This window comes from Streptomyces sp. NPDC058195 (assembly GCF_042883525.1).
Taxonomy (GTDB): Bacteria; Actinomycetota; Actinomycetes; order Streptomycetales; family Streptomycetaceae; genus Streptomyces.
Window position 1 is genome coordinate 138,804 of sequence record NZ_JBHVVM010000018.1, and the last position, 26,358, is coordinate 165,161.

Genomic DNA, 26,358 nt, shown 5'->3' on the forward strand with positions numbered 1-26,358 from the left:
ACGGGCCCCCATTCCCGCACCCCGCCCGCACCCCGCCTCCGGGGGCCCCCACCGTCCGGGGGGGGCGCCCCCTTGCCCCCCCGCGCCCCCCGCCCCTCTGTCCTGGCCCGTGGCTGTCTCCTCGCTCAGCCGAGCAGACCGCCGATGGGGTTCTCCCCGGCGCCGGACGTGGAGCCGCCCGTGCCGTCACCGTCGTCCGAGCCGCCCGTGGAGCCACCGCCCGCGCCGGTGGAGCCGGAGGTCGTCGGGCCCGAGCTGCTGGCGGACGGGGGCTGCTGCGGGGTCGTCTGCCGCGGGGCCTGCTGCCCGGTGCCCTGGGTCGCGCTGGGCTGCCCGGCACCGGCCGCCTGGCCCGTCCCCTGCGCGGTGCCCGCGGTGGGCGAAGGGGGCGCCGTGGGCGTCACGGGCACGCTGCTGCGGGACGGGGCGGGGGTGCGGTGCTGCGGGCTCTGCGAGGTGCCACCGGTGCGGGACTCCTCCGGCAGCGGGACGCCGGGGAGCTGGTTCGTCGGGTCGCCGTCCGGGCCGGGCACCGTGACCACCCCGGAGGAGCGGACCGCGCCCCCGAGCACCGCGCCCACCAGCAGCGTCAGGCCCACGACCACGGCGGCGCAGAGCGTGCCCCGGCGCAGTACCCGGCGGCGCAGGTCCCAGATCGCCGAGCGCGGACCGAGCCTGCGCCAGGCCTCCCCGGCGAGCCGTCCGTCGATCGAGTAGACCGGCGCCCCCGCGATGATCAGCGGGCTCCACGCGGCCAGGTAGATGATGTCCGGCGCGTCGTAGGCGGCGACGGTGCGCCAGCTCACCGTGACCAGCAGGGCGGCCGACAGCAGTGCGCCGACCGTCGCGGCGACCCGCTGCCACAGGCCGAGGACGGTGAGGACGCCCACGACGACCTGGAGGAAGGCGACGCTGAGCCCGGCGCCGACGGGGTGGGAGAGCGCGAAGTCGCGCAGCGGCTCGGCCTGCGCCCAGGGGTGCAGCGCGGTCAGCCACTTGACCATGGAGCCCCGCTCGCCGCCGTCGAAGAAGACGGGGTCGCAGAGCTTGCCCATGCCCGCGTAGATCGAGATGAAGCCGAGGAAGACCCGCAGCGGCAGCAGCACGACGCCGAGGTTCATCCGGCGGCCGGGGTAGTACGCGTTCCGGACGGAGTCGGCGTTCTCCCGCGCGTCGCGGGCCTCGTCCGCCTCGTCGGCGTCCGCCTCCCCGTCGGGAAAGCGGCTGTCGAAGCCGTCGTCGAAACCGTCGTAGCTGCCGGGCGGGAACGGGCCCTCGTCGGTGTCGTACGCGCCGACCGCGCGGCGCATGGGCGGCAGCAGCGGTCCACCGCTGTAGCGGCCCGGCTGGTGGGGCGCGGTGACGACGGGGTTGGGCTGGGTCTCTTCGAGAAGGTCGATGAGCCGGGTGCCGCCCGTGCCCGGCCCGCCGTCGCGGTCCGCGGGCGGGCTGGGCTCGTACGCGTCGTACCCGGCGGCGGGGCGGCCCGCCGCGGTGTTCCGCACGGCCTGGAGGAGTCCGGTGGCCCCCGGGTCGCCGGGCTCCGACCTGCCGCTCCACACGACGGGCGCGCGGCGGCCACGGGCCGCTCCCGCTCCGCTCATGGCGGGAATCCTTGGCGCGCCCGCCGGGGCCAGACCGCGCAGCCGCGGTCGCTGGCCGGGGGCGAGCTGCACCCGGAAGCTGGCGTGGTTGACGATGACCTGCGCAGGGTCGCAGTCCACCTTGGCCATACTCAGGGCGGGTTGGTCGTCGAACCGAGGCGTTCTGGTGTCCACACTCATCTAACCGAGTGATGTGTGGTTAGGACACTGCCTTGACGGGCCCGATGTGTCCGAGACCCGTCAATGGGGTCGGGCAGGGGGCGGCTCCGCTCGTCCGCCCCCCGTACGGGCGGGTCTCAGGCCCGGCGCCGCGCGACCTCGTACAGCACGATCCCGGCCGCGACACCGGCGTTCAGCGACTCCGCGCCGCCCGGCATCGAGATGCGGACCCGGTAGTCGCAGGTCTCGCCGACGAGGCGGCCCAGGCCCTTGCCCTCGCTGCCGATGACGATGACGACCGGCCCGGCGAGCTCCTCCAGGTCCTCGACGGTGTGCTCGCCGTCGGCGGCCAGACCGACGACCGTGAGACCGGCCTTCTGGTAGCCCTCCAGGGCACGGGTCAGGTTCGTCACCCGGGAGACCGGCGTCCGGGCCGCCGTACCGGCCGAGGACTTCCAGGCGCCCGCCGTCATCCCGGCGGCGCGCCGCTCGGGGACGACCACGCCGTGGCCGCCGAAGGCGGAGACGGAGCGGACGATCGCGCCGAGGTTGCGCGGGTCGGTGACTCCGTCGAGGGCGACGATCAGGGGGTCCTCGCCCTCGTCGTACGCGGCGGCGGTGAGGTCCTCGGGGTGCGCGTACTCGTACGGCGGGACCTGGAGGACGAGGCCCTGGTGGTTCAGGCCCTTCGTCATCCGGTCCAGCTCGGCGCGCGGGGCCTCCATCAGGTTGATGGTGCCGCGGGCACCGGCGAGCTGGAGGGCCTCGCGGACCCGCTCGTCGTTGTCGATGTACTGCTGGACGTACAGGGTGGTGGCCGGGACGCCGTCGCGCAGGGCCTCGAAGACCGGGTTGCGGCCGACGACCATCTCGGACGTTCCCTTGACGCCGCCGCGGCGCGGGGCGGGGCGGCGGGCCGCGGCCTGCTTGGCCTGGGCGTTGGCGACGCGGTTCTTCTTGTGTCCCTTGCGGGCGGAGGCGGGGGGCGTGGGGCCCTTGCCCTCAAGGCCACGGCGTCGCTGCCCACCGCTGCCGACCTGCGCGCCCTTCTTGTTGGACGTGCGGCGGTTCCTGCGCTGGCTGTTCCCGGCCATGACCTACCTGTTTCGTTGCTGCTCAGACTTGCGTATCAGACATGCGTACGTAAATGAAGTGTGCCGCCCGGGAGGCCGGACGGCACACGGGGGGCCTACTGACGTGGGCCGAGGGTCCAGCGTGGTCCGGACGGGCTGTCCTCGATGACGAGCCCGGACTGGCCGAGCTGGTCGCGGATGGCGTCGGCCGCGGGCCAGTCCTTGCGCTCGCGGGCCGCCTGCCGCTGGTCCAGGACCAGCCGTACGAGGGTGTCGACGACCCCGTGCAGGTCGTCGCCGCGGTCGTCGCCGCCCGCCCAGTGGTCGTCAAGCGGGTCGAGACCGAGGACGCCGAGCATCGCACGGACCTCCGCGAGCCGGGCGACCGCGCTCTCCTTGTCGTCGGCGGCCAGCGCGGAATTGCCCTGCCGGACCGTGGTGTGCACGATCGCGAGCGCCTGCGGGACGCCCAGGTCGTCGTCCATCGCCTCGGCGAAGGCGGGCGGCACCTCGGTGGCGGGGGCGACCGGCTCGCCCGCCTTCTCGGTGACACGCTGCGCGAAGCCCTCGATGCGGGCGAACGCGGACTCGGCCTCGCGCAGGGCCTCCTCGCTGTACTCGATCATCGACCGGTAGTGCGGGGTGCCGAGGTAGTAGCGCAGCACGATCGGGCGCCACGCCTTGACCATCTCGCTGACCAGCACCGAGTTGCCCAGCGACTTCGACATCTTCTCGCCGGACATGGTGACCCAGGCGTTGTGCACCCAGTACTTCGCGAACTCGTCGCCGTAGGCCTTGGCCTGGACGATCTCGTTCTCGTGGTGCGGGAAGATCAGGTCGATGCCGCCGCCGTGGATGTCGAAGGCGGTGCCGAGGTACTTGTGCGCCATGGCGGAGCACTCCAGGTGCCAGCCGGGACGGCCGCGGCCCCACGGGGTCTCCCAGCTGGGCTCGCCCGGCTTGGCCGCCTTCCACATGGCGAAGTCGCGCTGGTCGCGCTTGCCGGTCTCGCCCTCGCCGGAGGGCTGGCGCAGATCGTCGAGATCCTGGTTGGAGAGCTCCAGGTAGCCGGGGAAGGAGCGCACGTCGAAGTAGACGTTGCCGTCGGCCTCGTAGGCGTGACCGCGCTCGATCAGGCCCCGCATCATCTCGATCATCTCGGGAACGTGGCCGGTCGCACGCGGTTCATAGGTGGGGGGGAGGCAGCCGAGCGCGTCGTACCCGGCGTTGAACGCCCGCTCGTTCTCGTACCCGATCGCCCACCACGGGCGGCCCTGCTCGGCCGACTTCGCGATGATCTTGTCGTCGATGTCGGTGACGTTCCGGATGAACGTGACGTCGTAGCCGCGGTACTCAAGCCAGCGGCGCATGATGTCGAAGTTCAGCCCGGACCGGATGTGCCCGATGTGCGGAGCGGCCTGGACGGTCGCGCCACAGAGGTAGATCGAGACACAACCCGCGGTGAGCGGGACGAAGTCACGGATCTGCCGGGCGCTGGTGTCGTACAGGCGAAGAGTCACGCCTCAAGGGTAGTGGGCGTGCACCAGTGCCCCGCGACCTCTTCCCGAATCGCGGGGGCAACTTTGTGTCACGGGGCCGCCGGAGGGGCCGTTCGGGTGCGTCAGATGCGGCCGACGACCTTGCTCGGGGTGATGCGGACGATCACCCGCTCCGCGTCGTCGTTCGCGGCCGCGGGGTTGAACTCCGCGAACTTCCTGCCGGTGTACTTCAGCGACAGCTCGTTCATGAGGTCCTCGGCGCCCTCGGTGGTCAGGGTGGCGGTGCCTCGGACCTCGGCGTAGGTGTACGGCGCCGCGAACGGCTGCACGACCACGGAGACCCGCGGGTCACGGCGCAGGTTCCGCTCCTTGCGGCGGCCCACCGAGGTCGAGATCAGCAGGTCGTCACCGTCCCGCTTGACCCAGACCGGGGAGAGCTGGGGGCTGCCGTCGGGCTGGATGGTGGCGACGGTGACGAAGACGGGGCTGTCGAGGAGCTCCTTGAGCTCGGCGGAGAGTGCGGCGGTCATGGGGTACGTCCTCCCGGGGTGGTCCGTGGTCCCTACTCGTACCCCAACTCCCTTTCAGCCGCACCGATTCCCGCGTCCGCTCACCGGAAGGGTGAACGCCAGCACGGCACAGGTGAGCGGTACGGCGGCGAGCACCGCCCAGCGGACCGGGCCCGGCGCCTGGAGCAGCGCCCCGGTGGCGGTGCTGCCGCCGAGCACGGCGATCCCGGAGACGGAGGAGAGCGCTCCGGTGGCCAGCCCGAGCAGCCGGTCGTCGACCAGGTCCGGTACGAGGCCCCGCGCGGCCGGGACCAGCAGCATCTGGCCGAGGGTGAGCAGGACCACGAGGACGGCCCCGGGCAGCAGCCCGCCCGGCCCGGCCGGGGTGAACGGGACGGCGGCGAACCCGGCGGCCACGACGGCCAGGCCCGTGACCAGCGCGGTGCGCGGCGCGAAGCGGCGGGCGGACCAGCGGGTGAGCGGCAGCTGGACGCAGACGACCAGCAGCGAGGAGAGCGCGAACAGCCAGCCGAGCGCGGCCTGTGTGCCGGTGGCCTCCTCCACCTCGGCGGGCAGGGCCAGGTAGAGCTGGTTGTACGCGATCAGGTAGCCGCTGTACGCGAGGCAGAGCACCAGGAAGGGGCCGTTGCCGAACACCGCGCGCACGGAGTGCCGGGGCCGGGCCGTACGGGGCACGGGGGCGCGGCGGGGCATCAGCCGGGCGTGCTGGGCGAGCACCCCGGCGAAGACCAGCGCGCCCGCGAGGCAGGTCGCCCGGAAGCCGTCGTCGAGCAGCAGGAGCAGGGAGCCGAGCAGCGGTCCGACGAAGGCCCCGGCCTGTCCGGCGGCGGAGAAGACGGCGAGGACCTGGGCGCGCGGGGTGCCGGTGGTCCGTTCGTGGCGGACGGCCTCGCGGGCGGTCTCGGACTCGACGGCGGGGGAGAACAGCGCGGCGGCGAAGCCGGTCAGGAGGACCGCGGCGATGACCGTCGCGGTGGATCCGGCGAAGGCCAGCCAGCCGAATCCGGCGATCCGCAGGGCGCAGCCGGCCAGGACGACGGGCCGGGGGCCGTAGCGGTCGGTGAGGGCGCCGCCGACGACGAAGAGGCCCTGCTGGCTGAAGGTGCGCAGGCCGAGGACGAGGCCGACGAGCCAGCCGGCCATGCCCAGGCCGGTGCCGAGGTGTCCGGCGAGGTAGGGCAGTACGGCGTAGAAGCCGGTGTTGAAGGCGAACTGGGTGGTGGCGAGGAGGCGGAGGTAGGGGGTGGTGGTGCGGACCGGCGCCGCTGGGGCGGGGGCGTCGGCGGTCATGCCGTGGCCGTGCGTCGGCCGCGTACCGCCGCCGTGGTGAGGACGGCGAGCGCGCCCAGGGCGGCCAGGGCGGCGGCGGGGGCCAGGACGGACCAGGGGGCGCGTTCGGCGTACGGCAGGTTCTCCGCGAGCATCCGGCCCCACTCCGGCGCCGGGGGCTGCGCGCCCAGGCCGAGGAAGCCGAGCGAGGCGAGCGCCAGGGCGACGGCCGGGACGCGGAGCACCGCGTGGCGCAGGACCGGGGGCAGCACGGCGGGCAGCAGGTGGCGCCGGGCCACGTGCCGGGGACCGGCGCCCGCCGCACGGGCCGCAGCGACGTGCGGGGCCGCCTTCTCCTGGGCGTACAGGGCCGCGGTGTGGGCGGCCAGTGGGGCCCACGCGACGGCCGTGACGGCGAGGGCGGCGCCCCACGGACCGGGGCCCGCGAGGCCCGCGACGACCAGTCCGGCGAGAATCGCGGGCAGGGCGTTGGCGCTCTCGGTGAGCGCACCGGCCCGCACCGCTCCGAGGAGCAGCCCGAGCAGCAGGGTCACGGCGCAGACGGCGAGCGCGGTCAGTACGGTGCGGGCGGCGCCGTGGCCGAGGCGGGCCAGCACGTCGCGGCCCAGCGAGTCGGTGCCGAGGGGGTGTGCGGCGGACGGGGAGGCCAGCCGGGCGGCGGCGTCGACGTGGAGCGGGTCGCGCAGCAGCCCGGCGACGGTCACCGCGACGAGGAACGCGGCGAGGAGCACGGCCCCCGCGGCGAGCAGCCGCCGGGCGGGCAGGTCCGGGGGCACCAGCGCGGGGAGTGCCCCGTCGCGCGGGGCGGGGCCGAGCAGGGTGTGGGCGGCGAGCCGGGTCACGGCGCCCGCGAGGACGCCGAGGAGCAGCAGGAGCAGCACGCAGGCCTGGAGGACCGGAAGGTCCTGGGCGAGGGCGGCGGCCAGCGCCGTGCCTCCGAGGCCGGGGACGGCGTACAGGGTCTCGACGGCGACGGCGCCGCCGGTGAGTCCGACGACGACCAGGCCCAGCTGCGGCAGCAGCGCGGGCAGGGTGCGGCGCAGGGCGTGCCGGGCGACGCGACGGCCGGGCAGTCCGCCCGCGACCGCCGCCCGCGCCCACGGTTCGGCGAAGGCGGCGGGCAGCGCATCGTCCAGCAGCCGCCCGAGCAGGGCGCCCGCCGGAACGCCCATGGCGAGCGCGGGCAGCACCGCCTGGGCGGGGGTTCCCCAGCCCAGCGCGGGCAGCCAGCCGACCCGTACGGCGACGACGGCGGCCAGCACGGCGGCGAGCAGGAACTCCGGCAGCGCGGCGAGGACGGCGGCGACCGCCCCGGCCCGCGCGGTGACGATCCGCCGCCGTGCCCCGCGCCGCAGCGTGCCCGCGCAGAGGGCCGCCGCCAGTGCCGCGGCGACGGCGAGCGAGAGGCCCATCAGGGTGAGCGAGACGCCGAGCGCCGGCAGGACGCCGGGGGCGACCGGCTGTCCGGAGACCCAGGAGGTGCCGAGGTCTCCGTGGAACAGCCCGCCCAGCCAGCTGCCGAGGACGGTGAGGGGCCCGCCGTCGAGTCCGGTCTCGGCGCGGATCGCGGCGAGGGTCTCGGGGGTGGGCGGCCGGTCCGCGTACCGGGCGTGCAGGATCGTGAGCGCCGGGTCGGTGCGGGTCAGGCCGGGCAGCAGGCCGATCACGGCGACGACCGCGAGAAGGGTGCCCAGCCGCCCCGCCAGGTACGTCATCCGGTCACCCGACGCGGGTGTCGGCGGTGATCAGGGTCCGTTCCATCGGGTCGAGCGAGACGCCGTGGACGCGGCTGTCGTCGTAGCCCTGGACGAAGCGTTCGTGGAGCAGCGGTACGAGGGCGTCGGTGCCGAGGATGTCGGCCTCGGCGGCCATCTCGGCGCGGTGGCGGGCCTCGGTGCCGGCGAGGGCGGCGGCCTTGCCGACGGCGGCGTCGACGCGCTCGTCGCAGAGCTGGGAGATGACGAAGCTGCCGTCGCAGGTGAAGTCGGAGGCCAGGTAGGAGACCGGGTCGGCGGTGTCCAGGAGGGTGTTGCGGGCCTGGATGAACGCGTCGAACCTTCCGGCCAGCGCGTCGGCCTCCAGCTGGGCGTAGTCGCGGACGACCTGCTTGACGGTGAAGCCGCGGGCGGTGAGCTGCTGCTGGACGACGGTGGCGACCTCGGGCAGCTCGGGCCGGTTGGTGTACGTGGCGAGGACGATCTGCTTCGTCCGCGCGACCTGCGCCCTGCTCGCGGCCTTCGCCCGGTGGGTGGGGGCGGTGCGGTCGGCGGCGGCCCAGGGGACGCCGGGGCCGAGGAGGCCCCGCGCGGTGTCGGCGCGGCCCTCGTAGACGCCCTTGACCAGGGCGGCCGAGTCGATGGCCTCACGGGCGGCGGCGCGCATCGCGGGGTCGGCGAAGACCCCGTGCCGGGTGTTGAGGGAGAGGCCGTTGGTGCGGGCGGAGGGGAATTCGTGGACGAGTCCGTCGCCGAGGAGCGGCGCCTGGGAGAGCGGGACGTATTCGGCGACGTCGGCGGCTCCGGTGCGCAGGGCGTTGGCGCGGGCGGTGCCGTCGGCGACGAACTTCACGTCGATGCCGGGGGCCTTGGCCTTGGTGCCCCAGTAGCTGTCGTTGCGCCCGAGGGTCGCGCTGACGGCGCCGTTGACCCTGGTCAGGGTGAAGGGGCCGGTGGCGTGCCCGGCGGGATTCACCCTGCCGCCCGTGTACGCGGCCCCGGAGAGGATGGTGAGCGAGGGGTTGGCCAGGCGCTGGGGCAGCAGCGGGTCGGGCGCCGCGGTGGTGATCGTCACGGTCCTGGCGTCCGGGGTGACGACGGTGAGGCGGGTGTCGCTGAGGACGCGGGGCTTCGGGGACGCCTTCTCGGCGGCCCGCAGCGAGCGGGCCACGGCGGCCGAGTCCAGCGCCGTTCCGTCCTGGAAGCGGGCCTCGCGCAGGGTGAAGGTCCAGGTCCGGTCGTTGTCGCGCTTCCAGGAGGTGGCGAGGGCGGGTTCGGGTGTCCCGTCGGCGTCGAGGGCGGTGAGGCCCTCGGTCACGGCGAGCCTGCTGAGGGTGACCGCGTCGTCGCCGTAGGGGGACATGGCCTGGGCGGGCGGGAAGGCCATGACGACCCGGAGCCGCTGTCCGGCCTTGCCGCCGCCGGAGCCGCCGGAACCGTCCGAGGACGAACAGGCGGTGGCGAGCGGGACGAGGAGCGCGGCGGCAAGGAGCGCCGCGGGCAGCGCGGGGCGACGGCGTCGGGGCAGGGACATGAAAGCGACCTTATATGAAAATGATTGTCATTTAATGAGTGGGGGTGGCGGTGCCCGGCACCGGCAGTTCGAAGTGGACGATGCCCTGCCCGCCGCCCGGCAGCGCGCGTTCGTCGCAGACCTCCACGGCCAGCGACCGCCAGAACGGCTCGGCGCCGGGCACCGCCGGGTCGGTGTGCAGGTAGATCGCCTCGTACCCGCCCGCCCGCGCGGCGAAGCCGCACAGCTCGCGCACCAGCCGCCGGGCCAGCCCGCGCCTGCGATGGCCGGGGGTCACGTAGATCCGGCAGAGCTGGGCGGTGGTGCCGGACGGGAAGCGGTCCGCGACCCCTCGCGGATTGGGCGGCGCCTGGGGGCCCCGGTCGCGCACCGCCCCGGTGGCGACGATCTCCCCGCCGTGCTCGACGACCAGCAGGGTGCACCGTCCGGGCCGCAGATAGGCGGCCTCGGGGTCGATGATGTCGGCGTGCCAGCGCGGCACGTAGCCGGACTTCAGGTCGCGGTAGACGGTGTCGAGCATCACGGCCCGCGCCCCGCCGAGATCAGCGGGGGTGGCGGTGCGCAGGACGTACCCGTCAGCCTCGGGCACCCCCGGCGCCTGGGTCATGGTGCTCATCGGCGGCCCACCGTTCTCCTGCTCCTGCGTCACATCGCTTGCCTCAACAGCGTACGTGCAAGTGATGTGCAACAAGAGCCGCGGCCCCGACGTACCGGCAGGTCAGGGCCGTGCCACTGCTCAGGAGGTGCGGTAGACCAGTGCGGTCGCGATCCCCGCGAGGCCCTCTCCCCGCCCGGTGAAGCCCAGCCCGTCGGAGGTGGCGGCGGAGAGCGAGACGGGCGCCCCCACGACAGCCGACAGCACCTTCTGCGCCTCCTCGCGCCGCTTGCCGATCTTCGGCCGCACGCCGACGACCTGGACGGCGACGTTGCCGATCTCGAAGCCCTCGGCCCGCACGATCCGCGCCGCCTCGGCGAGCAGTGTCACCCCGGCCGCGCCGGACCACTCGGGGCGGCCGGTGCCGAAGTGCTGTCCGAGGTCACCGAGCCCGGCGGCCGAGAACAGCGCGTTGCACGCCGCGTGCGCCACGACGTCGGCGTCCGAGTGCCCGGCGAGCCCCGGCCCCTCACCCTCCCAGCGCAGCCCCGCGCACCACAGTTCGCGCCCCTCCTCGAAGGCGTGGATGTCGGTACCGATCCCGACCTGCGGAATCACCGGCCCCGGCGCCCTCCCGGACATCACCGTCTCCTCAGAAGCCATCGTTCGCCCTCCTGCGCGCGAGTACCGCCTCGGCCAGCACCAGATCGAGCGGCCGGGTCACCTTGAACGCCTCTTCGTGCCCGGGTACGACCACCACGGGCGCCCCGAGCAGCTCCACCATGCCCGCGTCGTCCGTCGCACCCTCGCCGCTGACCGCGACGGACCCGTGCGCCCGCACGAGCGTGTCCCGGTCGAAACCCTGCGGGGTCTGCACGGCGCGCAGCCTGGCCCGTACGGGCGTGCCGAGCACCGGCTCCGGCTCCCCCGGCACTCCCGGCTCGACCTCCTTGACGGTGTCGGCCAGCGGCAGCGCCGGTACGACGGCGGGCGCCCCGCCCCGTACCGCCTCGACCACCGCGTCGACCGTGTCGACCGGCACCAGCGGGCGGGCGGCGTCATGGACCAGGACGACGGTGACGTCCTCGGGCAGGGCGTCGATGCCCAGCCGCACCGACTCCTGGCGCGTGGCACCGCCAGGCACGACGAGGTAGTCGGTGCGCTCGGGCAGCGCGTGCTCGTCGAGCAGGTTCTTGACCTCGGGAGCACCCTCCGGCGGCGCCACGACGACGACCAGGGAGACGGCGCGGGACGCCGCCATCGCCCGCACCGCGTGGATGAGCATGGGCGTACCGCCCAGCGTGCGCAGCGCCTTGGGGGCACCCGGACCGAGCCGCACGCCGCGGCCGGCCGCGGGAATCACGGCGGCGGTGCGGGACGGACGCGATTGATCAGACATCGGTTGCACTCCGGAGCTTCGGCATGTTTGTTTCCACGGCCGACATGGGTATGGCCAGAAGCGAGCCGGGCGCCCGTCCCGACTCGGCCGGGCCCTTTCCGTGACACCTGGCCGATTCGGGCGACCGCACCGGCGGCTCGCGGTCGGCCGCACAAGATCGCGAGCAACGTATCGGGGGTATCACCGATGAAGCCAACCCATCGGTGAGTCCAGATACATTTCAGCCAGGCTGCGCAGAAAACAAGACATCCGCAGCCTGGAACAGACATGCCGCGGCGCCCGACGACATACCGTGAATACGGTTGTCAGCGGGCACCGCGGCACATTGATGGCGACCGGTCGATCACGACTGGCATTCCGGCCGATGTTTACGACCGGATCATCACGACCGGCTGACCACGACCGGCGCGATTGACCGCGACCGGTGGTGCGACCAGTACGGCCGACGCAGCCGATTCAGGACGCGAGAACCTCGTCGAGGAGAGCCTCGGCCTTGTCTTCGTTCGTGTTCTCCGCGAGAGCGAGCTCGCTCACCAGAATCTGGCGGGCCTTGGCGAGCATCCGCTTCTCGCCTGCGGAGAGTCCACGCTCGCGCTCACGACGCCACAGGTCGCGAACCACTTCGGCGACCTTGATGACATCGCCGGAGGCGAGCTTCTCGAGATTTGCCTTGTAGCGCCGGGACCAGTTCGTCGGCTCTTCGGCGTACGGTGCGCGCAGCACCTCGAAGACCCGGTCCAGTCCCTCCTGCCCGACCACGTCGCGCACGCCCACGAACTCCGCATTGTCCGCCGGCACACGAACCGTCAAGTCGCCCTGGGCGACCTTGAGCACCAAGTAGGTCTTGTCCACGCCTTTGATCTGGCGAGTTTCGATAGCCTCGATCAGCGCGGCCCCGTGATGGGGATAGACCACGGTGTCGCCAACCTTGAACGTCATGTGACAGGTACCCCTTCCGTGGCTATCAAGCGTAACACGAGAACGGCTTCTCCTGAATGGCGTTTTCGCAGGTCAGGGCATATCTCGGGGCTTGACAACAGCAACGGGCACGTGCTGCGGAAGGCTTACGGAAGGCGGTATTCGCAGGTCGGAGCGGTTGTGCGGGCAGGGCGAAACACACACGTCCCACACATCCGAACCACCCCTCGAAGGTGACGAACATCCCGTTTTGTCGGATTCTGGATGTCAGGCTTTCCGTACTCCGTTCGGAGATCGATCATCCGTGCGAAGGTAAGTGGTGTTGATCAATGGAATTGATCGCCGACGCGGCGTGATCGCTTATGCGCTCGGAATGCGCCACGCTCCATGAATTGATCACCGGCGATATGTGAACAGTGCGTGCCGACGCGCGCCGGACCGTTGCCGGACCGTTTCGGAGGGCTCCGGAGAGCGCCTTCCGTACCTCTTCGTCCGCACGGCGCGACCCTGGGTGATCCGAACGGAAGACCCGGGAACACCCGCTTGGGGCGGGTCGGGTGCGGGGCGGGCCGGGCGGCTCGGTAGCCTAAGGCCGCTGACACACCCTTAGGGCGGCTTTACGTGGCCGCTCTCCCCCGTCCGCAGTCCGAACGTTCAAGGAGTTGCCGCCGCCGTGAGCCGCAGCCTTCGACACGGCGCCCTCGCCGCCACTGCCATCGTGTTCTCGATCGCCTCGCTCGCCGCGTGCGGTGCGGGCAATGACGCAGCGTCGCTGCAGGTCAAGCCGGACAATGCCGCCACCACCATCGGTGACATCAGTGTCCAGAACGTGAACGTCATCACCCAGCCCAGGCTTTCCGCCGAGGGCCCGGCCGTCATCTCCGCGACGCTGTTCAACGACGGCACGAAGTCGCAGACGCTGAAGTCCGTCACCCTGCGGGGCGCGGGCGCCCCGGTGCAGCTGCACCCCGCCAAGGGCGAGGGCCGGATCGTGATCCCGGCCGGCAGCCAGGTGACGCTGGGCGGCGAGGGCAACGCCGCCGCCGTGATCGAGAGCGGCCTGGAGGCCGCCCAGGCGGGCAACGTCCAGCGCGTCGTCTTCACCTTCAGCTCGACCGGCGAGGTCCCGATCGACGCCTTCGTCGTGCCTGCGGAGGGCTACTTCAAGGGCTACGGCCCGAGCAGCCTGCCCGTGAAGCCGACGAAGTCGCCCGAGGCGACATCGACCGGTTCCGCCACCGGCGAGCCCGCCGAGGGCGCGTCCGGCGACTCCGCGTCGGACACCCCGGACGACGCCGCGTCCGCCTCGGCCGACGCGAACTGACCACGCCGGCCGGCCACGCGCGTACGCGAACGGCGGAGGGCGCCCCCTGGCAGGGGGCGCCCTCCGCCGTTTTCGTACGCGCCGGGCGTACTACGGCACGCGCCGGGCGGCCTACGGCTCGAACTTGTAGCCCAGGCCCCGCACCGTCACCAGGAAGCGGGGGGCGCCCGGGTCGGGCTCGATCTTGGCCCGCAACCGCTTGACGTGGACGTCGAGGGTCTTGGTGTCACCCACGTAGTCCGCGCCCCACACCCGGTCGATCAGCTGCATGCGGGTCAGGACCCGGCCCGCGTTGCGCAGCAGCATCTCCAGGAGGTCGAACTCCTTGAGCGGCAGGTCGACCTTGCCACCGGCGACCGTCACGACGTGGCGGTCCACGTCCATCCGGACCGGGCCCGCCTCCAGGGCGGCGGGGGCGATCTCCTCCGGCTCACCGCGGCGGCGCAGCACCGCGCGGATACGGGCGACCAGCTCCCGCGAGGAGAACGGCTTGGTCACGTAGTCGTCGGCTCCTATTTCCAGGCCGACGACCTTGTCGATCTCGCTGTCCTTCGCCGTGACCATGATGACGGGGACGTTGGACCTGCTGCGCAGCTGACGGCAGACCTCGGTGCCGGGAAGACCCGGCAGCATCAGGTCCAGCAGGACGAGGTCGGCGCCATTGCGCTCGAACTCGTCGAGCCCGTCCGGGCCGGTGGCCGCGATGGCGACCTCGAAACCCTCCTTGCGCAGCATGTAGGACAGGGCGTCGCTGAAGGATTCCTCATCCTCGACGACGAGCACTCGGGTCACGGAAGGACCTCCGGGGCAGGGAACGGTTCAAGGGTTTCGGGATGGGCGGGCCCGTGGGGGCCCTCGTCGTCGTTGACGGGGGGCGGTCCGGCCGGACCGCGGTCGCGCTCCCGTACGGAGCCCGCGTCGGGCAGCCGCAGGGTGAAGGTGGAGCCCTGGCCCTCCGAGCTCCAGACCGTGACCTCCCCGCCGTGCGAGGCGGCCACGTGCTTCACGATAGCGAGGCCGAGACCGGTGCCACCGGTGGCCCGTGAGCGGGCCGGGTCGACGCGGTAGAAGCGTTCGAAGACCCGCTCACGTTCCTTCTCCGAGATGCCGATGCCCTGGTCGGTCACGGCGATCTCGATCTGGTCCCCGCCGGGCACGGACACCCGTCGCGCGGCGATGCCGACGCGGGTGCGGGCGGGACTGTAGTTGACGGCGTTCTCGACGAGGTTGCCGAGCGCCGCGGCGAGCTGTCCGCGGTTGCCCCAGATGTGGAGCTCCGCGGTGCCGCCGGCCGCCATGGTGATCTGCTTGGAACCGGCCTGCTGGCGGCAGCGGTCGATGGCCTCGGCCACCAGCTCGTCCACCCGGACCGGTTCGGCGTCCTCCAGCGGGTCGTCGTTCTGCACCCGGGAGAGGTCGATGATCTCCTGTACGAGGTTGGTCAGCCGGGTCGCCTCGACCTGCATACGGCCCGCGAAGCGCTCCACCGCCTCCGGGTCGTCCGAGGCGTCCATCACCGCCTCGGACAGGAGCGAGAGCGCCCCGACCGGGGTCTTCAGCTCATGGCTGACGTTGGCGACGAAGTCCCGCCGGACCGCTTCTATCCGGCGGGCCTCGGTGAGGTCCTCGACCAGCAGGAGCACCAGCCGGGAGCCGAGCGGGGCGACCCGGGCGGAGACCGCGAGGGCCTCGCCCCGGCCCGTGCCGCGGCGCGGCAGGTCCAGTTCGACCTGGCGTATCTCGCCGTCCCTGCGGGTGTCCCGGGCCATGTTCAGCATCGGCTCGACGGCGAGCCGTCCGCCCCTGACCAGCCCCAGCGCGTAGGCGGCGGAGCTGGCCTTGACCACGCTGTCGCTCTCGTCGAGCACCACCGCCGAGGAGCTGAGCACGGAAAGGACCGTGTCCACGCCGGGCGGCAGGGGGGCGTTGCTGTCGGGCCGCATCGAGGTCCGCGTCGGTTTCTTCTGGTCGCGTTCGCTCCAGCGGAACGCGAGCATGGCGATCACACCGGTGCCCGCACCGCCGATCGCCGCAGCTGCGGCGACTGCCGCGTTCACGTCCATACGTCAAGGTTATGCGGGTCCGGGAGGACTCTCCCAGCCATCCGAGTGGCTGTCCGAACACTCGTCGCCCAGAGTTCACCGAGGGTCAAGGGTTGGTTCACTTGGGCGGCCGGAACCCGACGCGTAGGCGCCCCAAGGTGACAGCGTGGGGTTCGCACCTGGCCCCGGCCTTACGAAGAGGACTGGAGAGGGACTTCCATGCGTGACGCGTACCACGAGGAACTCGACTCGATCGGCGAAGGGCTGGTCGAGATGGCCCGGCTCGTCGGGTCGGCGATCGGCCGGGCGACGACGTCCATGCTCGACGCCGATCTCAAGCTCGCGGAGAGCGTGATCGCCGCCGATCAGAAGGTCGACGACCTTCAGCACGACCTGGAGGCGCGGGCCATCGCCCTGCTCGCGCGTCAGCAGCCCGTGGCGACGGACCTGCGCATAGTGGTCACCTCCCTGCGGATGAGCGCCGACCTGGAACGCTCCGGCGACCTCGCCCAGCACGTCGCCAAGCTGACCCGGCTGCGCTTCCCGGAGTCGGCGGTCCCGCACGACCTGCACGCCACCATCCTGGAGATGGGGCAGCTGGCGCAGCGCCTGATGGCCAAGGCCGCCGAGGTCATCATCACCAAGGACGTCGACCTGGCGCTCCAGCTGGAGCAGGACGACGACGAGATGGACCTGCTGCACCGCACGCTGTTCCAGCACCTGATGGACGACCGCTGGAAGCACGGCATCGAGACCGCCGTGGACGTGACGCTGCTGGGCCGCTACTACGAGCGCTTCGCGGACCACGCGGTGTCGGTGGCGAAGCGTGTGGTGTACCTGGTGACGGGCGAGCACGCGGACGAGATCCAGCAGCAGACGCCGGTGGAGGGCGCCTGACACGCGCGCAGGGGGCGTGTACGGGGCGCGTTGGTCCTCTGCACATGTGCGCCGTTGATGCGCCTGCCGGTGTGGGCATCCAATGGGGTGGGGCTGGGCTCCGTGCCGTACGCCCCCGTCGTACGCGCGTCGTCGTGGCGTACGGCCTGTCGTGCGTCTTGAGGAGGAACCATGGCCGATTCCCCCATCACCGAACCCCAGCAGGACGTGCCCGCCGATGCGGTACGCCTGCCCCTGCTCGGCGCCTGCGGCTGCGGCTCCGGCTGCGGCTGCGGCTGCCAGTCGGGTGCCCCGTGCCAGTGCGGTGGCTGCTGCGGCTGAGCGCCCGTCGTCCCACCGAGCGCGCCCCGCACGGAGCCTTCCGCGCGGGGCGCCGCCGCGTGCGCGGGCGTACGCGGCGGGCGGGCGGTCACAGGCGGGCGTACGCGGGCGGGCGGTCATGGGCGGGGCGTACGCGGGCGGTCAGGCCGTCCGCTCGACGGCGGACTCGGTTCCGGCGTCGGTGACGGCCGGTGAACCGTGCTCCGGACCCGGCCCGCCCCCGGCGGCCGTCACCCCGTCCGATGCCGGGAGGTTCCGCATCAGCAGCCCGTACCCCAGCGCGGCCACCGTCCCCAGCACGGCACACGCGCCCCACAGCCACCGCGCGCCGAACCGGTCGATCACCATGCCCGACATCAGTGGCGCGATCAGCGCCGCCACGGCCCACGACATCGTGTACATGCCCTGGTAGCGGCCCCGGCCCCGGGCGGGCGACAGCCGGACGACCAGACTGCTCTGGATCGGCGAGTTGACGATCTCGGCGACCGTCCAGACGCAGATGGTCAGCGCGTAGACGCCGACGGACCCGGCGAACGCGGTCAGCCCGAACCCGTATCCCGCCAGCAGCGAGGACACGATCAGCAGCCGACGCGGATCGCGGTGCTCGATGAAGCGGGTGACGGGGATCTGGAGCACCACGATCAGCGCCCCGTTGACGGCGATCGCGGTGCCGAAGTCCGAGCTGGAGAACCCGTCCGCCCCCATGGCCACCGGCAGTCCCACGTACCCCTGCTGGAAGATCAGGGCGATGACGAAGGAGAGGCCGACCACGCTCATGAACCGGCCGTCGCGCAGCACGGTGGAGAGCCGGATCTCCTCCTCGGCGCCGCCCTTGTCACCCGCCCGTCCGGGGGCCGCGGGCCGCTCCGGCCGGGTCTCGGGCACCTTGAGGAAGACGACGACGGCGCAGGCCAGCGTCATCATCGCCTCGCCGAGGAACCCGGCCAGGTAGCTGTACTCGGCGACGAACCCGGCACCGGCCGAGGAGACCGCGAAGCCGAGGTTGATGGCCCAGTAGTTGAGTGAGAAGGCCCGCACCCGGTCCTCGGGCCGGACGATGTCGGCCATCATCGCCTGCACGGCGGGACGCGAGGCGTTGCTCGCCATGCCGACGACGAAGGCCACCCCCGCGATCGCCACCGGGTGGACCATGAACCCGAGCGCCGCCACGGACAGGGCCGTCGACGTCTGCGCGATCAGCATGGTGGGGCGGCGGCCGAGCCGGTCGGTCATCACCCCGGCCCCGAGCGAGGAGACGACCCCGCCGAGCCCGTGCAGCGCGGCGACCAGACCCGCGTACGAGGCCGAGTACCCGCGGTCCAGGGTCAGGTAGAGCGCCATGAAGGTGGCGACGAAGCCGCCGAGCCGGTTGACCAGTGTGCTGGTCCACAGCCACCAGAACTGGCTGGGCAGACCGGATACGGAGGCGTGGGCGGCCCGTCTGAGACCGGCGACAGACATGCGGAATCCCCCGGGGGCGTGTGTACGGAAACAGAGGCTGCCGGGTAAGCGGCCCGGAACCTGTCCACACATTACGAATCCGCAATTCCGGTCCGCCAGTCGATTGACGCCCGCCGTCAATCGACCGATCCGGCCCGTCCGCCCTGCCGCACCACCGCGGGGCGTCCGCCCTATGACCGCCTGCGCGTGGTTCGTACGGGTTCGATTACGCTCGGCACCATGGCCGACGCACCGTACAAGCTGATCCTCCTCCGCCACGGCGAGAGCGAATGGAACGCGAAGAACCTGTTCACCGGCTGGGTGGACGTCAACCTCACCGAGAAGGGCGAGAAGGAGGCGGTCCGCGGCGGTGAGCTGCTGAAGGACGCCGGTCTGCTCCCCGACGTGCTGCACACCTCCCTCCAGAAGCGCGCCATCCGCACCGCACAGCTCGCGCTGGAATCCGCGGACCGCCACTGGATCCCGGTCCACCGCTCCTGGCGGCTGAACGAGCGCCACTACGGCGCCCTCCAGGGCAAGGACAAGGCGCAGACGCTGGCCGAGTTCGGCGAGGAGCAGTTCATGCTCTGGCGCCGCTCGTACGACACCCCGCCGCCCGCCCTGGAGGACGGCACCGAGTACTCGCAGAGCGAGGACCCGCGCTACGCGACGATCCCGCCGGAGCTGCGCCCGCGCACCGAGTGCCTCAAGGACGTCGTCGTCCGCATGCTGCCGTACTGGTACGACGGCATCGTCCCGGACCTGCTCGCGGGCCGCACGGTCCTGGTCGCCGCCCACGGCAACAGCCTGCGCGCCCTGGTCAAGCACCTGGACGGCGTCTCCGACGCCGACATCGCGGGCCTGAACATCCCGACCGGCATCCCGCTCGCCTACGAACTGGACGCCGACTTCCGCCCCCTGAAGCCGGGCGGCACCTACCTCGACCCGGACGCTGCGAAGGCCGCCATCGAGGCCGTGAAGAACCAGGGCAAGAAGAAGTAACGCACCACCAGCAATCCCCCGACCTGCTGTTTCCTGGCAGGGCGGGGGATTTTTGGTGGGGCTGGGCCGTCGTCGGGCCGTCAGACTCGTAGTGCTTGGTCATGTTGGTGACCGTGTCGGTTGGATGGGTGGTGACGTCCGATCCGACGGCTGGAGACATGGTGGCGGAGCCTGTTCGTGTGCGCAGACTCACCGACCAGGGGGGCCAGGAACTGCAGCAGCCCGTGCGTCGGGGCAGCACCAACTCGGTGCGCTGTCAGCGCGCGATGATCGCAGTTCGGCCGCTTGCTCGGGGTCGGTGGCGAGGGCAGAGAGCCGGGAGGCGAAGGGCGAGAGCTCCACGCCGCGTTCGCAGTCGATGCCGACGAGGGCGACGAGGGCGACGGGCTGAGTGGCGAGTCCGGCGACGAGGTGGCGCAGGTACATGGATGTGCCGGAGAGCGTTGCGCCGAGGGTGAGTTGGCGGGGGATGGCGCGGTAGTCGCGGACGAACGGGGTGACGTCCTCGCGCAGGGCCAGGGGTCCTTCGAGGAGCCCGGACGCGACCCTGCGGGGCATCCGTACGCGCCGCAGGACGTCGAAGCCGACGAGCCGGAGTCCGACCACGCCGGGCTTGACTGTGCTGACGTACACGGCGTGAACTCCCCAGGCGTGCCACTGTCGTTCGGCCGATGCCGCGACATCGGCCGGCTCCTGTCCCGGGGCGAGCCGGAGGCGAAGGCGTAACCCGGTCGGCGCGGGGCGGATGATGCCCCGGCGGGGTGGTACCGGCCGGACCTCGCGGCGGGTGGTGGCCTTGACCGCCAGGACCCGCGGCCGGGACGGAGCCACGGTCAGCCCGCACGCTTCCATGACCGAACCGTACGAGCCCGAGCAGCCGTGCCGTGGAGACCGGCAGGCCGAATGTGGACCAGTAGACGCCGGAGTGCTTGGCCCGGGTGTAGGCAGCCCCGCCGCCGAGCGCGGCACCAGGACCACCCACTTCCAGAAGCGTTGCCAGGTCGGTCACCAGGGCGTGGCCCCGAGAGCGGCCGGGAATGCGGGAATGCGGCCGGGGTGACGGCGGCGGAGTGGTAGGCGATGCCGTGCCGCTGCTGGCCGTTGAACGCCCCTCCGAGCCTGCGCACGCTTGGGCACCCTCGACGGCTTCACCAGACCAACTCAGGCTTCAGTTTCTCCCCTATCAGGGAAATCTCTGAATTTAGACTCCCGCAAGGCCAACAAGCACCAGAACGGCGCAGTCGTTTCAGAATTCAAAAGTCGACCTTGCAATAAACACAGAAGGCAATTATAGAACGGAAATCCAAGATCCGCAGCCCTTAAGCATGCAGGCCCATCCATCAGGGCTCAAGTAGCACATCACGACCAGAGAACGCATCCTGGACATGGGGCCGACTGACGAACCCCCCTTTGCGCCCGCACCAAGAAATCAGCACCCAGGGTTCCCCATAAAGGATCTGGCAGATAAAGAATCTGGCAGCGGTCACCTTGGCAGCGATATCCACACTTTATGCACCTCCCCGCAAAAGTGCCACGCTTGATAACTTCATGCGTGACCGCCCCGGAATGGAAGAGGTGGACATGGAAAGTCGACTGCGCCTATCGGCATCTAAGGCACCTCTGCACCTAGCCGACTGATCATTTACCTGGCTGACTGTCGCCGACTGAGGCTCAGACAGCGCAGGCCCCAACTCCGCGCCTGACCTGAAGGTAGGGATTGCCATGGTCGAATTTAACGAGCCTATGGTCTGCACGACTAACGGCGACACTACGGCCTTCAAAGCAACAGCCAAGGGAACAGGGGTATGGGGGGAGAGCAAAACCTGGATGGGTGTGTTCGGGTACAGCGAAAGCACAAGCGGTGGCCATGGAGTCAAGGGTGAGGCTGTCGGGACGGGTGTAGCTGGGGTGGGCAAAACTTGGCTCGGCGTCTACGGCGAGACACAGGCTCCAGCCAATGCGGGTGCGGCTGGCGTATGGGGCGATGGAAAGAACGGCGGAGACGGCGTCAAAGGGCTCGCCAATGGCCCCGGAAAGGCCGCGGTCGCCGGGTTCCACCTCTCGAACACAGGGCCTGGAGTCTTCGGTAAAGGCAAACCAGCCGGAAGGTTCGAGGGAGACGTAGAGGTCACTGGAAATCTAACCGTCCAGAACACCGACCTCCTTGCACGAATCACCCAACTAGAGGGAAGGGTCACTGCGCTCGAATCAATGGTCGGCGATTTGCAGCAGACGGTCGCGGGACTGCTGACTCTCTCGCATCCACAAGGATCCGGGTGAGGAACCGTTGCCTGGGGACGAAAGATGTCCTCGTTCAACGTCTCACCGCCGCGCTTCCGCCAGCGCGGCGTGCCCTGGCTGACGGCATGGCAGCGTGGCTGAGGCTGGTGGGTGTGCGGCGAGGCGACGCGCGCCTGGTCAGTCGGCGCGCCCGCCGTTGCGGCTGACTGTCGTCGGCTGGGGTTCAGACGGGGCGCCGAAGGTGCGGGCCGTCAGTCGATCGGGCCGAAGCCGGGCCGTCTCCGGGCCGTCCGAGGCTGCTCAACAGTGGCCAATGACGACCAACGACGACCACCAGGAGCACGAGGCCACCGCTCCTGAGCAGCAAAGAACCCAGCTCACCAAGATCTCCGGCAAGGCCCACGGCAAGAAGTGACAACTCCCGCGATCACGCCTCCCAGCTGTGCGTACGGCACATACGGGAGGCGTTTTCGTGCGCCGGGCTCCGCCAGGAGGCCAGATCCTCACCGTGCCGGAACGGGCGTACGCTCCGGCACGGTGAGGATCTACCGGACAGATCCGGTACAGGAGGGGAACGATGAGCGCTCAGGTCAGGACCCGCGTTTCTGCCTACGCGATCGCCGTGCGGGACGATCGCCTGCTGGCCGTTCGGCTGTCGGACGCCTCGCCGGTCTTCCCGCCAGGTCTGTGGCACCTGCCCGGTGGCGGAATAGACCCGGGCGAACAGCCGGTCGAGACGCTGGCGCGTGAGCTGTTGGAAGAAGCGGGCCTTGAGCTGGCCGAAGCCCGCCTGCTCGACGCGCGGACCTACACGGCCCGGAGGAACGACGTGAGCTGGAGCCTGACGGCGTTGTTCTACGCCGCCTCCCTCAAGGGTGAGGTACCGGCGGTCACCGAGGTCGACGGCTCCACCGAAGCCGTGGCATGGGTTCCTCTCGCGGATCTGCGGGACGAAGTCGCGTTGTCGCCCGCGACCGCCGACGCCCTTCGCATGGTGGACCGGGCGAAGGCCGCTCTCACCACCACCCGTTGACGGCCGCGACGGGGGCGTCCTCGTATCCCGTACAGCGTGGCGTGCTCGCAGGCCACGCCCCTTCCTTCCCTTGCTCCTTCCCTTGCTCCTTCCCTTGCTCCTTCCCTTGCTCCTTCCCTTGTTCTGCCCCTTGTTCTGTCCCTTGCCGCCCGGCACCCGCACCGGCCTCCGCGGACTTCGGTGTGAGCCGCCGGCCCGCCAGCAGGGTGGCAGTCGCTCCGGCTCAAGGAACGGCGGCCGCCCGTCTCGCTCCCGAACCGGTCCTCTGCCAACTGCCCCTGTCCGGGGCTGGAGCCCTGGGGTTGGTCCGCGCACACCGCGACGACCACCGGCACGTGCTCCGCAGCAGCCCCCCGGAGCGCTGCCCCACGCCGCTCCGGCGCCTCCCGGACGCACGCTGAACTGCGGGCTCCTCGCGCCGCCGGTCTCCAGCGCGTACCGGTGCGGCGGCGGCTCCTGGACTCCGGTCCGGGGAGGCGTCATGGATGACCGGGGCCGGGGCTGGTACGAGGGCTGGGACGACGACGGCGACTACGAGAAGGTGGTCGAGCGGGCCGAGTTGGTGACGCGGGTCGGCTGGTCCGCGATCGCGGGAGTGGCGGGGCTGCTGGTGTTCGCCGTCGTCGCCGCCGTCCTGATCGGCCTGCTCGTCCTGCTCGCCTTCGCCTGCACCCTGGCCTGGCAGTCATGAACCCTCAGGTGACGTCAACTCCCTTCCTCCGCACGTTACGTCACGGGATGTCGGGGATGTCCGTGCCTGTTTCCGACGGTCCGTACGCGCGGTGGCGGTGGCGGCGCTAGGGTCTTCGTCACACTGCTGCCGTGTGCCCGGAAGGTCGTCGTCCGGAACGTGGCCGGGTGGCGTTCCGGGGGGTGTTTCCGGGGCGTACGGGGAGAGCGAGGAGAGCGGGGAGAGCAACCATGGGCGAGCCCCTGAAGACCTTCGTCGGCGGCGCCGAGGTCGACGTGCCCAACAGCATTCCGGCCATCCGGGCCACACTTCCGGAGGAGAGACGCGAGGAGTTCGACCGCGCGATCAACGAGGCGGGGGTGCACGAGATCCAGGCGGTGATGCGCCACTGGATGCTGGAGGCCGTACCCGATCCCGAGGCCGAGCGGATCCTGGACCGGCTGGCGCAGGACGAGGCCGAGAGGCGGAGCGTCGCTTGAGCTTCCGCATCTCCTACGCACCGCCCGCCGACGACTCCCTGGCCAAGATGCGTGGCAGCGAGACCTTCCGCGCCGAAATGGCCCGCACGCTGGGGCTCGACCCGTACGGGCACGGATCGTCTGCCGTCAAGAGCGAACGCGACCGCCGCGAGGCGACGGTCGCGGGGGCGATCGTGCTCTATTACGTCTCCGGGTCGGTCCTGACCGTCACCGTCGTGCGGCTCGTCCCGCTGCCCTGACCCGCCCGGATCGCGCGACGGGCCTACGAGCCGGCCGGGACCTCGATGATGTCGCCCTTCTTGTCCACGGTGTGGGTCCGCCAGTAGAGGTCCCACTTGTCGTCCACGTGTGCGGGGACCTTGCCCTCCGGGTAGCGGACGTACCCCTTCGGCGGGGCCTCACCGTCGGGCTGGCAGGCCGATCCGGTGCCCCCGACCGTCATGACCGGGTACTCACCGCCGCCGCAGATCGCGTCCTCCATCGAGCAGCCCGTGGTCAGCGCCGCCACGGCCACCGCGGCCAGCGCGAGGCCCGCCGCGGCCCGGCTCCGGCCACGTCCGCGGGCGGTTCCCTGGGCGGTTCCCTGGGCACGCACGTATGCGCGTCCATGGGCGCGTCCGTTCCGCGTGGATGCCGCCTGGCCGTTCCGGCTGGTCCCGTACCTGTACATCGTCGCGCTCCCTCTGCTCGCTGGTCCGTCCAGCCTGCCCGGAGCGCGAAACACCGATCATGAGTACGAGTACTCACCCCTGGGGCGCCACGTACTCGTACCGCCCGCACCTGGCACCCCGACGGGTGAACGGGTCAGGCGAGCTTCTCGCTCTGCGCCTCGACCACCGCGACAGGAAGGTCGAAGTCCTCGCCGCTGCCCACCATGCCCAGGTTCATCGAGGAGAACGAGACGAACACGGTGTCCTGGCGTATCGCCGCGAGCTTGAACCGCATCTTCTCGCCGTCCTGCTCCACCTCGACGGTCCAGGCCGCGGCCTCCTCGCCGCCCTTGACCTGCTCCTCGACGATCTCGGTGACCTTCTGCTTCCCGCCGTCCGCGGTGAACTCGAAGCCGCCCGCACAGTCGGTGGCGGCGGTGCGCAGCGAGCCGAGCGACTCCTGCGCGCCCTTGCCGTCGTACGAGCCGAGGGCCAGCTGCGTGGTCGTGATGTCGAGCATGGCCTTGAGCGTGTCCTTGGCGTCCTGCTTCGCCGGGTCGCTCTTCTTCGGCTCGCTGACGGCCGTGCGCTTGGTGAACGCCGCCGGGTCACCGACCTGCGAGCCCATCAGCGCGCGGACCAGCGGGGAGCAGACCTCCTTCTCGGTCTTGATCTTGTCGACCGGGAGCGTGTCCTTGGCCGCGGTCTCGCTGACCTTGTGGCCCTTGACGTCCCCCTGGGCCAGCGCGACCTTCCCCAGCTCGGCGGCGCTCAGCGCCTTGACCGCGGGCGCGGCCGCCGCGGAGTCCTTGCCCTTGGCGCCCTTGTCCCCCGCACCCTGGTCGGAGGCGGAGTCCGAACCGCCGCACGCGGTGGCGAGCAGAGCCAGGGACACCACGGTGGCGGCAACAGCGGTACGACGTATGGCGATGGAGCGCATGGTCTGGTCTGATCCGTCTCTATGAGCTGAGTGTTCGATTTTGATCACTCTAGAAGCGGAAAATGGCATGATGACCCGTCAAATCGGATACAGAGAACGATCGTGACGACGCCGTGATCATTCCGTGAAGGCCGCGGAGGGGCAGTCGGCGGAGACCCGGGGAGACCGGAGACGGCCTGGTCCGGTCCGGGCCGGTCCGGTCGTGCCGGGAGGGGTCAGTCGGCCCGCCCGTCCTGGCGCCGGGTCAGACGGTCGAACGCGTCCAGGTTCCGGGTGGACTCACCGCGCGAGACGCGCCACGCGTACTCCTTGCGGATCGCGCTCGCGAAGCCCAGCTCCAGCAAGGTGTTGAAGGCCCCGTCAGCCGCTTCGAGGACCGTGCCGAGCAGCCGGTCCAGCTCCTGCGGGGTGATCACCGAGAGCGGCAGCCTGCCGGCCAGGTAGATGTCCCCGAGCCCGTCGATCGCGTAACCGACGCCGAACAGACGGAGGTTGCGTTCCAGCAGCCAGCGGTGGACGGCCTCGTGGTTCTCGTCGGGATGGCGGACGACGAAGGCGTTGAGGGAGAGGGAGTGCTCGCCCACGCGCAGTGAGCAGGTGGTGGACAGCTTGTGCGTGCCGGGCAGCTTGACCACGTAGTCGCCGGGGGCGGGGCTCTCCCATGCGAGCCCGGCGTCCTCCAGGGTCGCCTCGACGACCCGCGCGGCCCGCTCCCTCGTCGTTCCGGTCGGTGCCGTTGCACCGGGTACGTCGTCGGGTACGTCAGCCATGGTGCGAGCGTACGCGACGGCGGTGTTCCTGCATCGCGGCCGTATACACCTCGGCGGTCGCGGCGGCGGCGGTGTCCCAGCCGAAGCCCCCGGCGTGCGCGGCGGCCGCCGCGCCCATCCGGGTGACCAGCTCCGGCGAGGCGGCGAACCGGGCCAGCGCCCGCGCGTACGCCGCCGGGTCGTGCCCCGGTATCAGGAAACCGCTCACCCCG

General features: G+C 71.5%; 26 protein-coding genes and 2 pseudogenes. 9 read left to right on the forward strand and 19 right to left on the reverse strand.

Going from position 1 to position 26,358, the window contains the following annotated elements; translation table 11 throughout:
• Positions 1 to 125 precede the first annotated feature (125 nt).
• From ACFVWY_RS22835 to ACFVWY_RS22885, 11 genes are all read right to left on the reverse strand, one after another.
• Positions 126 to 1,733, reverse strand: coding sequence for a DoxX family membrane protein (locus ACFVWY_RS22835; RefSeq protein ID WP_389875350.1), 1,608 nt, complete (start codon positions 1,731 to 1,733; stop codon positions 126 to 128).
• A gap of 167 nt (positions 1,734 to 1,900) precedes the next feature.
• The gene (rlmB, locus tag ACFVWY_RS22840; RefSeq protein WP_389875352.1) at positions 1,901 to 2,857 is read right to left on the reverse strand and encodes a 23S rRNA (guanosine(2251)-2'-O)-methyltransferase RlmB; all 957 of its coding nucleotides are present in this window, start codon (positions 2,855 to 2,857) and stop codon (positions 1,901 to 1,903) included.
• Positions 2,858 to 2,952: 95 nt separating this feature from the next.
• Positions 2,953 to 4,356, reverse strand: coding sequence for a cysteine--tRNA ligase (cysS, locus tag ACFVWY_RS22845; protein ID WP_389875354.1), 1,404 nt, complete (start codon positions 4,354 to 4,356; stop codon positions 2,953 to 2,955).
• Between the two features lie 101 nt (positions 4,357 to 4,457).
• On the reverse strand, positions 4,458 to 4,865 hold the full coding sequence (locus tag ACFVWY_RS22850; protein ID WP_389875357.1) for a PPOX class F420-dependent oxidoreductase: 408 nt from the start codon (positions 4,863 to 4,865) through the stop codon (positions 4,458 to 4,460).
• Positions 4,866 to 4,919: 54 nt separating this feature from the next.
• A complete protein-coding gene (locus ACFVWY_RS22855) occupies positions 4,920 to 6,155 on the reverse strand; it encodes an MFS transporter (RefSeq protein WP_389875359.1) in 1,236 nt (411 codons plus the stop codon).
• Positions 6,152 to 7,870, reverse strand: a complete 1,719-nt coding sequence (locus tag ACFVWY_RS22860; RefSeq protein WP_389875361.1) for an ABC transporter permease subunit — start codon at positions 7,868 to 7,870, stop codon at positions 6,152 to 6,154. Before ACFVWY_RS22860 ends, ACFVWY_RS22855 begins: the two co-directional genes overlap by 4 nt.
• Before the next feature lie 4 nt (positions 7,871 to 7,874).
• Positions 7,875 to 9,404, reverse strand: coding sequence for an ABC transporter substrate-binding protein (locus ACFVWY_RS22865; protein WP_389875364.1), 1,530 nt, complete (start codon positions 9,402 to 9,404; stop codon positions 7,875 to 7,877).
• 31 nt (positions 9,405 to 9,435) lie between these two features.
• Positions 9,436 to 10,020, reverse strand: a complete 585-nt coding sequence (locus ACFVWY_RS22870; protein ID WP_389875365.1) for a GNAT family N-acetyltransferase — start codon at positions 10,018 to 10,020, stop codon at positions 9,436 to 9,438.
• Positions 10,021 to 10,140: 120 nt separating this feature from the next.
• Positions 10,141 to 10,662 (reverse strand): 2-C-methyl-D-erythritol 2,4-cyclodiphosphate synthase, encoded by a 522-nt coding sequence (gene ispF / locus ACFVWY_RS22875; RefSeq protein ID WP_389875367.1) that lies wholly within the window; start codon positions 10,660 to 10,662, stop codon positions 10,141 to 10,143.
• On the reverse strand, positions 10,652 to 11,398 hold the full coding sequence (ispD, locus tag ACFVWY_RS22880; RefSeq protein ID WP_389875370.1) for a 2-C-methyl-D-erythritol 4-phosphate cytidylyltransferase: 747 nt from the start codon (positions 11,396 to 11,398) through the stop codon (positions 10,652 to 10,654). Before ispD ends, ispF begins: the two co-directional genes overlap by 11 nt.
• A 456-nt stretch (positions 11,399 to 11,854) precedes the next feature.
• Positions 11,855 to 12,337, reverse strand: coding sequence for a CarD family transcriptional regulator (locus ACFVWY_RS22885; protein WP_006380568.1), 483 nt, complete (start codon positions 12,335 to 12,337; stop codon positions 11,855 to 11,857).
• 652 nt (positions 12,338 to 12,989) lie between these two features.
• Between ACFVWY_RS22885 and ACFVWY_RS22890 the strand changes: the two genes are divergently transcribed.
• Positions 12,990 to 13,640 (forward strand): DUF461 domain-containing protein, encoded by a 651-nt coding sequence (locus ACFVWY_RS22890; RefSeq protein ID WP_389875371.1) that lies wholly within the window; start codon positions 12,990 to 12,992, stop codon positions 13,638 to 13,640.
• Positions 13,641 to 13,751: 111 nt separating this feature from the next.
• Here ACFVWY_RS22890 and ACFVWY_RS22895 read toward each other — a convergent pair whose 3' ends face one another.
• Together ACFVWY_RS22895 and ACFVWY_RS22900 are read right to left on the reverse strand one after the other, a co-directional pair.
• A complete protein-coding gene (locus ACFVWY_RS22895) occupies positions 13,752 to 14,432 on the reverse strand; it encodes a response regulator (protein WP_389875373.1) in 681 nt (226 codons plus the stop codon).
• Positions 14,429 to 15,703, reverse strand: coding sequence for a sensor histidine kinase (locus tag ACFVWY_RS22900; protein ID WP_389875375.1), 1,275 nt, complete (start codon positions 15,701 to 15,703; stop codon positions 14,429 to 14,431). Before ACFVWY_RS22900 ends, ACFVWY_RS22895 begins: the two co-directional genes overlap by 4 nt.
• A 198-nt stretch (positions 15,704 to 15,901) precedes the next feature.
• On the opposite strand from ACFVWY_RS22900, the gene phoU reads away from it, so the two are divergent.
• Positions 15,902 to 16,579: a phosphate signaling complex protein PhoU gene (gene phoU / locus ACFVWY_RS22905; protein WP_383979564.1), complete on the forward strand. Its 678-nt coding sequence runs from the start codon at positions 15,902 to 15,904 to the stop codon at positions 16,577 to 16,579.
• A gap of 171 nt (positions 16,580 to 16,750) precedes the next feature.
• Complete coding sequence (locus ACFVWY_RS22910; RefSeq protein ID WP_389875378.1) at positions 16,751 to 16,900, forward strand: hypothetical protein; 150 nt, start codon at positions 16,751 to 16,753, stop codon at positions 16,898 to 16,900.
• 141 nt (positions 16,901 to 17,041) lie between these two features.
• On the opposite strand, the gene ACFVWY_RS22915 is transcribed toward ACFVWY_RS22910, so the two are convergent.
• Positions 17,042 to 18,361 (reverse strand): MDR family MFS transporter, encoded by a 1,320-nt coding sequence (locus ACFVWY_RS22915; RefSeq protein WP_389875380.1) that lies wholly within the window; start codon positions 18,359 to 18,361, stop codon positions 17,042 to 17,044.
• 219 nt (positions 18,362 to 18,580) lie between these two features.
• On the opposite strand from ACFVWY_RS22915, the gene ACFVWY_RS22920 reads away from it, so the two are divergent.
• Positions 18,581 to 19,342, forward strand: a complete 762-nt coding sequence (locus ACFVWY_RS22920) for a phosphoglyceromutase (protein ID WP_389875383.1) — start codon at positions 18,581 to 18,583, stop codon at positions 19,340 to 19,342.
• 273 nt (positions 19,343 to 19,615) lie between these two features.
• Here the strand turns inward: ACFVWY_RS22920 and ACFVWY_RS22925 are convergent.
• Positions 19,616 to 20,351: pseudogene (locus ACFVWY_RS22925) on the reverse strand (FtsK/SpoIIIE domain-containing protein); the annotation flags it as partial.
• A 713-nt stretch (positions 20,352 to 21,064) separates the two neighbouring features.
• Between ACFVWY_RS22925 and ACFVWY_RS22930 the strand changes: the two are divergent.
• The 5 genes from ACFVWY_RS22930 (at position 21,065) to ACFVWY_RS22950 (ending at position 24,025) form a co-directional block, all read left to right on the forward strand.
• A complete protein-coding gene (locus ACFVWY_RS22930; RefSeq protein WP_389875384.1) occupies positions 21,065 to 21,622 on the forward strand; it encodes a hypothetical protein in 558 nt (185 codons plus the stop codon).
• Positions 21,623 to 22,160: 538 nt separating this feature from the next.
• A complete protein-coding gene (locus ACFVWY_RS22935) occupies positions 22,161 to 22,616 on the forward strand; it encodes an NUDIX domain-containing protein (RefSeq protein ID WP_389875387.1) in 456 nt (151 codons plus the stop codon).
• 481 nt (positions 22,617 to 23,097) lie between these two features.
• The gene (locus ACFVWY_RS22940) at positions 23,098 to 23,307 is read left to right on the forward strand and encodes a hypothetical protein (RefSeq protein WP_389875389.1); all 210 of its coding nucleotides are present in this window, start codon (positions 23,098 to 23,100) and stop codon (positions 23,305 to 23,307) included.
• Between the two features lie 230 nt (positions 23,308 to 23,537).
• Positions 23,538 to 23,786 (forward strand): hypothetical protein, encoded by a 249-nt coding sequence (locus tag ACFVWY_RS22945; protein ID WP_266416166.1) that lies wholly within the window; start codon positions 23,538 to 23,540, stop codon positions 23,784 to 23,786.
• Positions 23,783 to 24,025 carry a hypothetical protein gene (locus ACFVWY_RS22950; RefSeq protein WP_389875390.1) on the forward strand — a complete coding sequence of 81 codons (243 nt, stop codon included), beginning with the start codon at positions 23,783 to 23,785 and terminating at the stop codon, positions 24,023 to 24,025. Before ACFVWY_RS22945 ends, ACFVWY_RS22950 begins: the two co-directional genes overlap by 4 nt.
• A gap of 23 nt (positions 24,026 to 24,048) precedes the next feature.
• Here ACFVWY_RS22950 and ACFVWY_RS22955 read toward each other — a convergent pair whose 3' ends face one another.
• The 4 genes and pseudogenes from ACFVWY_RS22955 to ACFVWY_RS22970 form a co-directional block, all read right to left on the reverse strand.
• The gene (locus ACFVWY_RS22955; protein WP_389875392.1) at positions 24,049 to 24,381 is read right to left on the reverse strand and encodes an SCO0607 family lipoprotein; all 333 of its coding nucleotides are present in this window, start codon (positions 24,379 to 24,381) and stop codon (positions 24,049 to 24,051) included.
• Between the two features lie 209 nt (positions 24,382 to 24,590).
• A complete protein-coding gene (locus ACFVWY_RS22960) occupies positions 24,591 to 25,376 on the reverse strand; it encodes a hypothetical protein (RefSeq protein WP_389875395.1) in 786 nt (261 codons plus the stop codon).
• Positions 25,377 to 25,591: 215 nt separating this feature from the next.
• On the reverse strand, positions 25,592 to 26,146 hold the full coding sequence (locus tag ACFVWY_RS22965; protein ID WP_389875397.1) for a YbjN domain-containing protein: 555 nt from the start codon (positions 26,144 to 26,146) through the stop codon (positions 25,592 to 25,594).
• A pseudogene (locus tag ACFVWY_RS22970) lies at positions 26,139 to 26,358 on the reverse strand (D-inositol-3-phosphate glycosyltransferase); the annotation flags it as partial. The gene ACFVWY_RS22965 and the pseudogene ACFVWY_RS22970, both read right to left, overlap by 8 nt.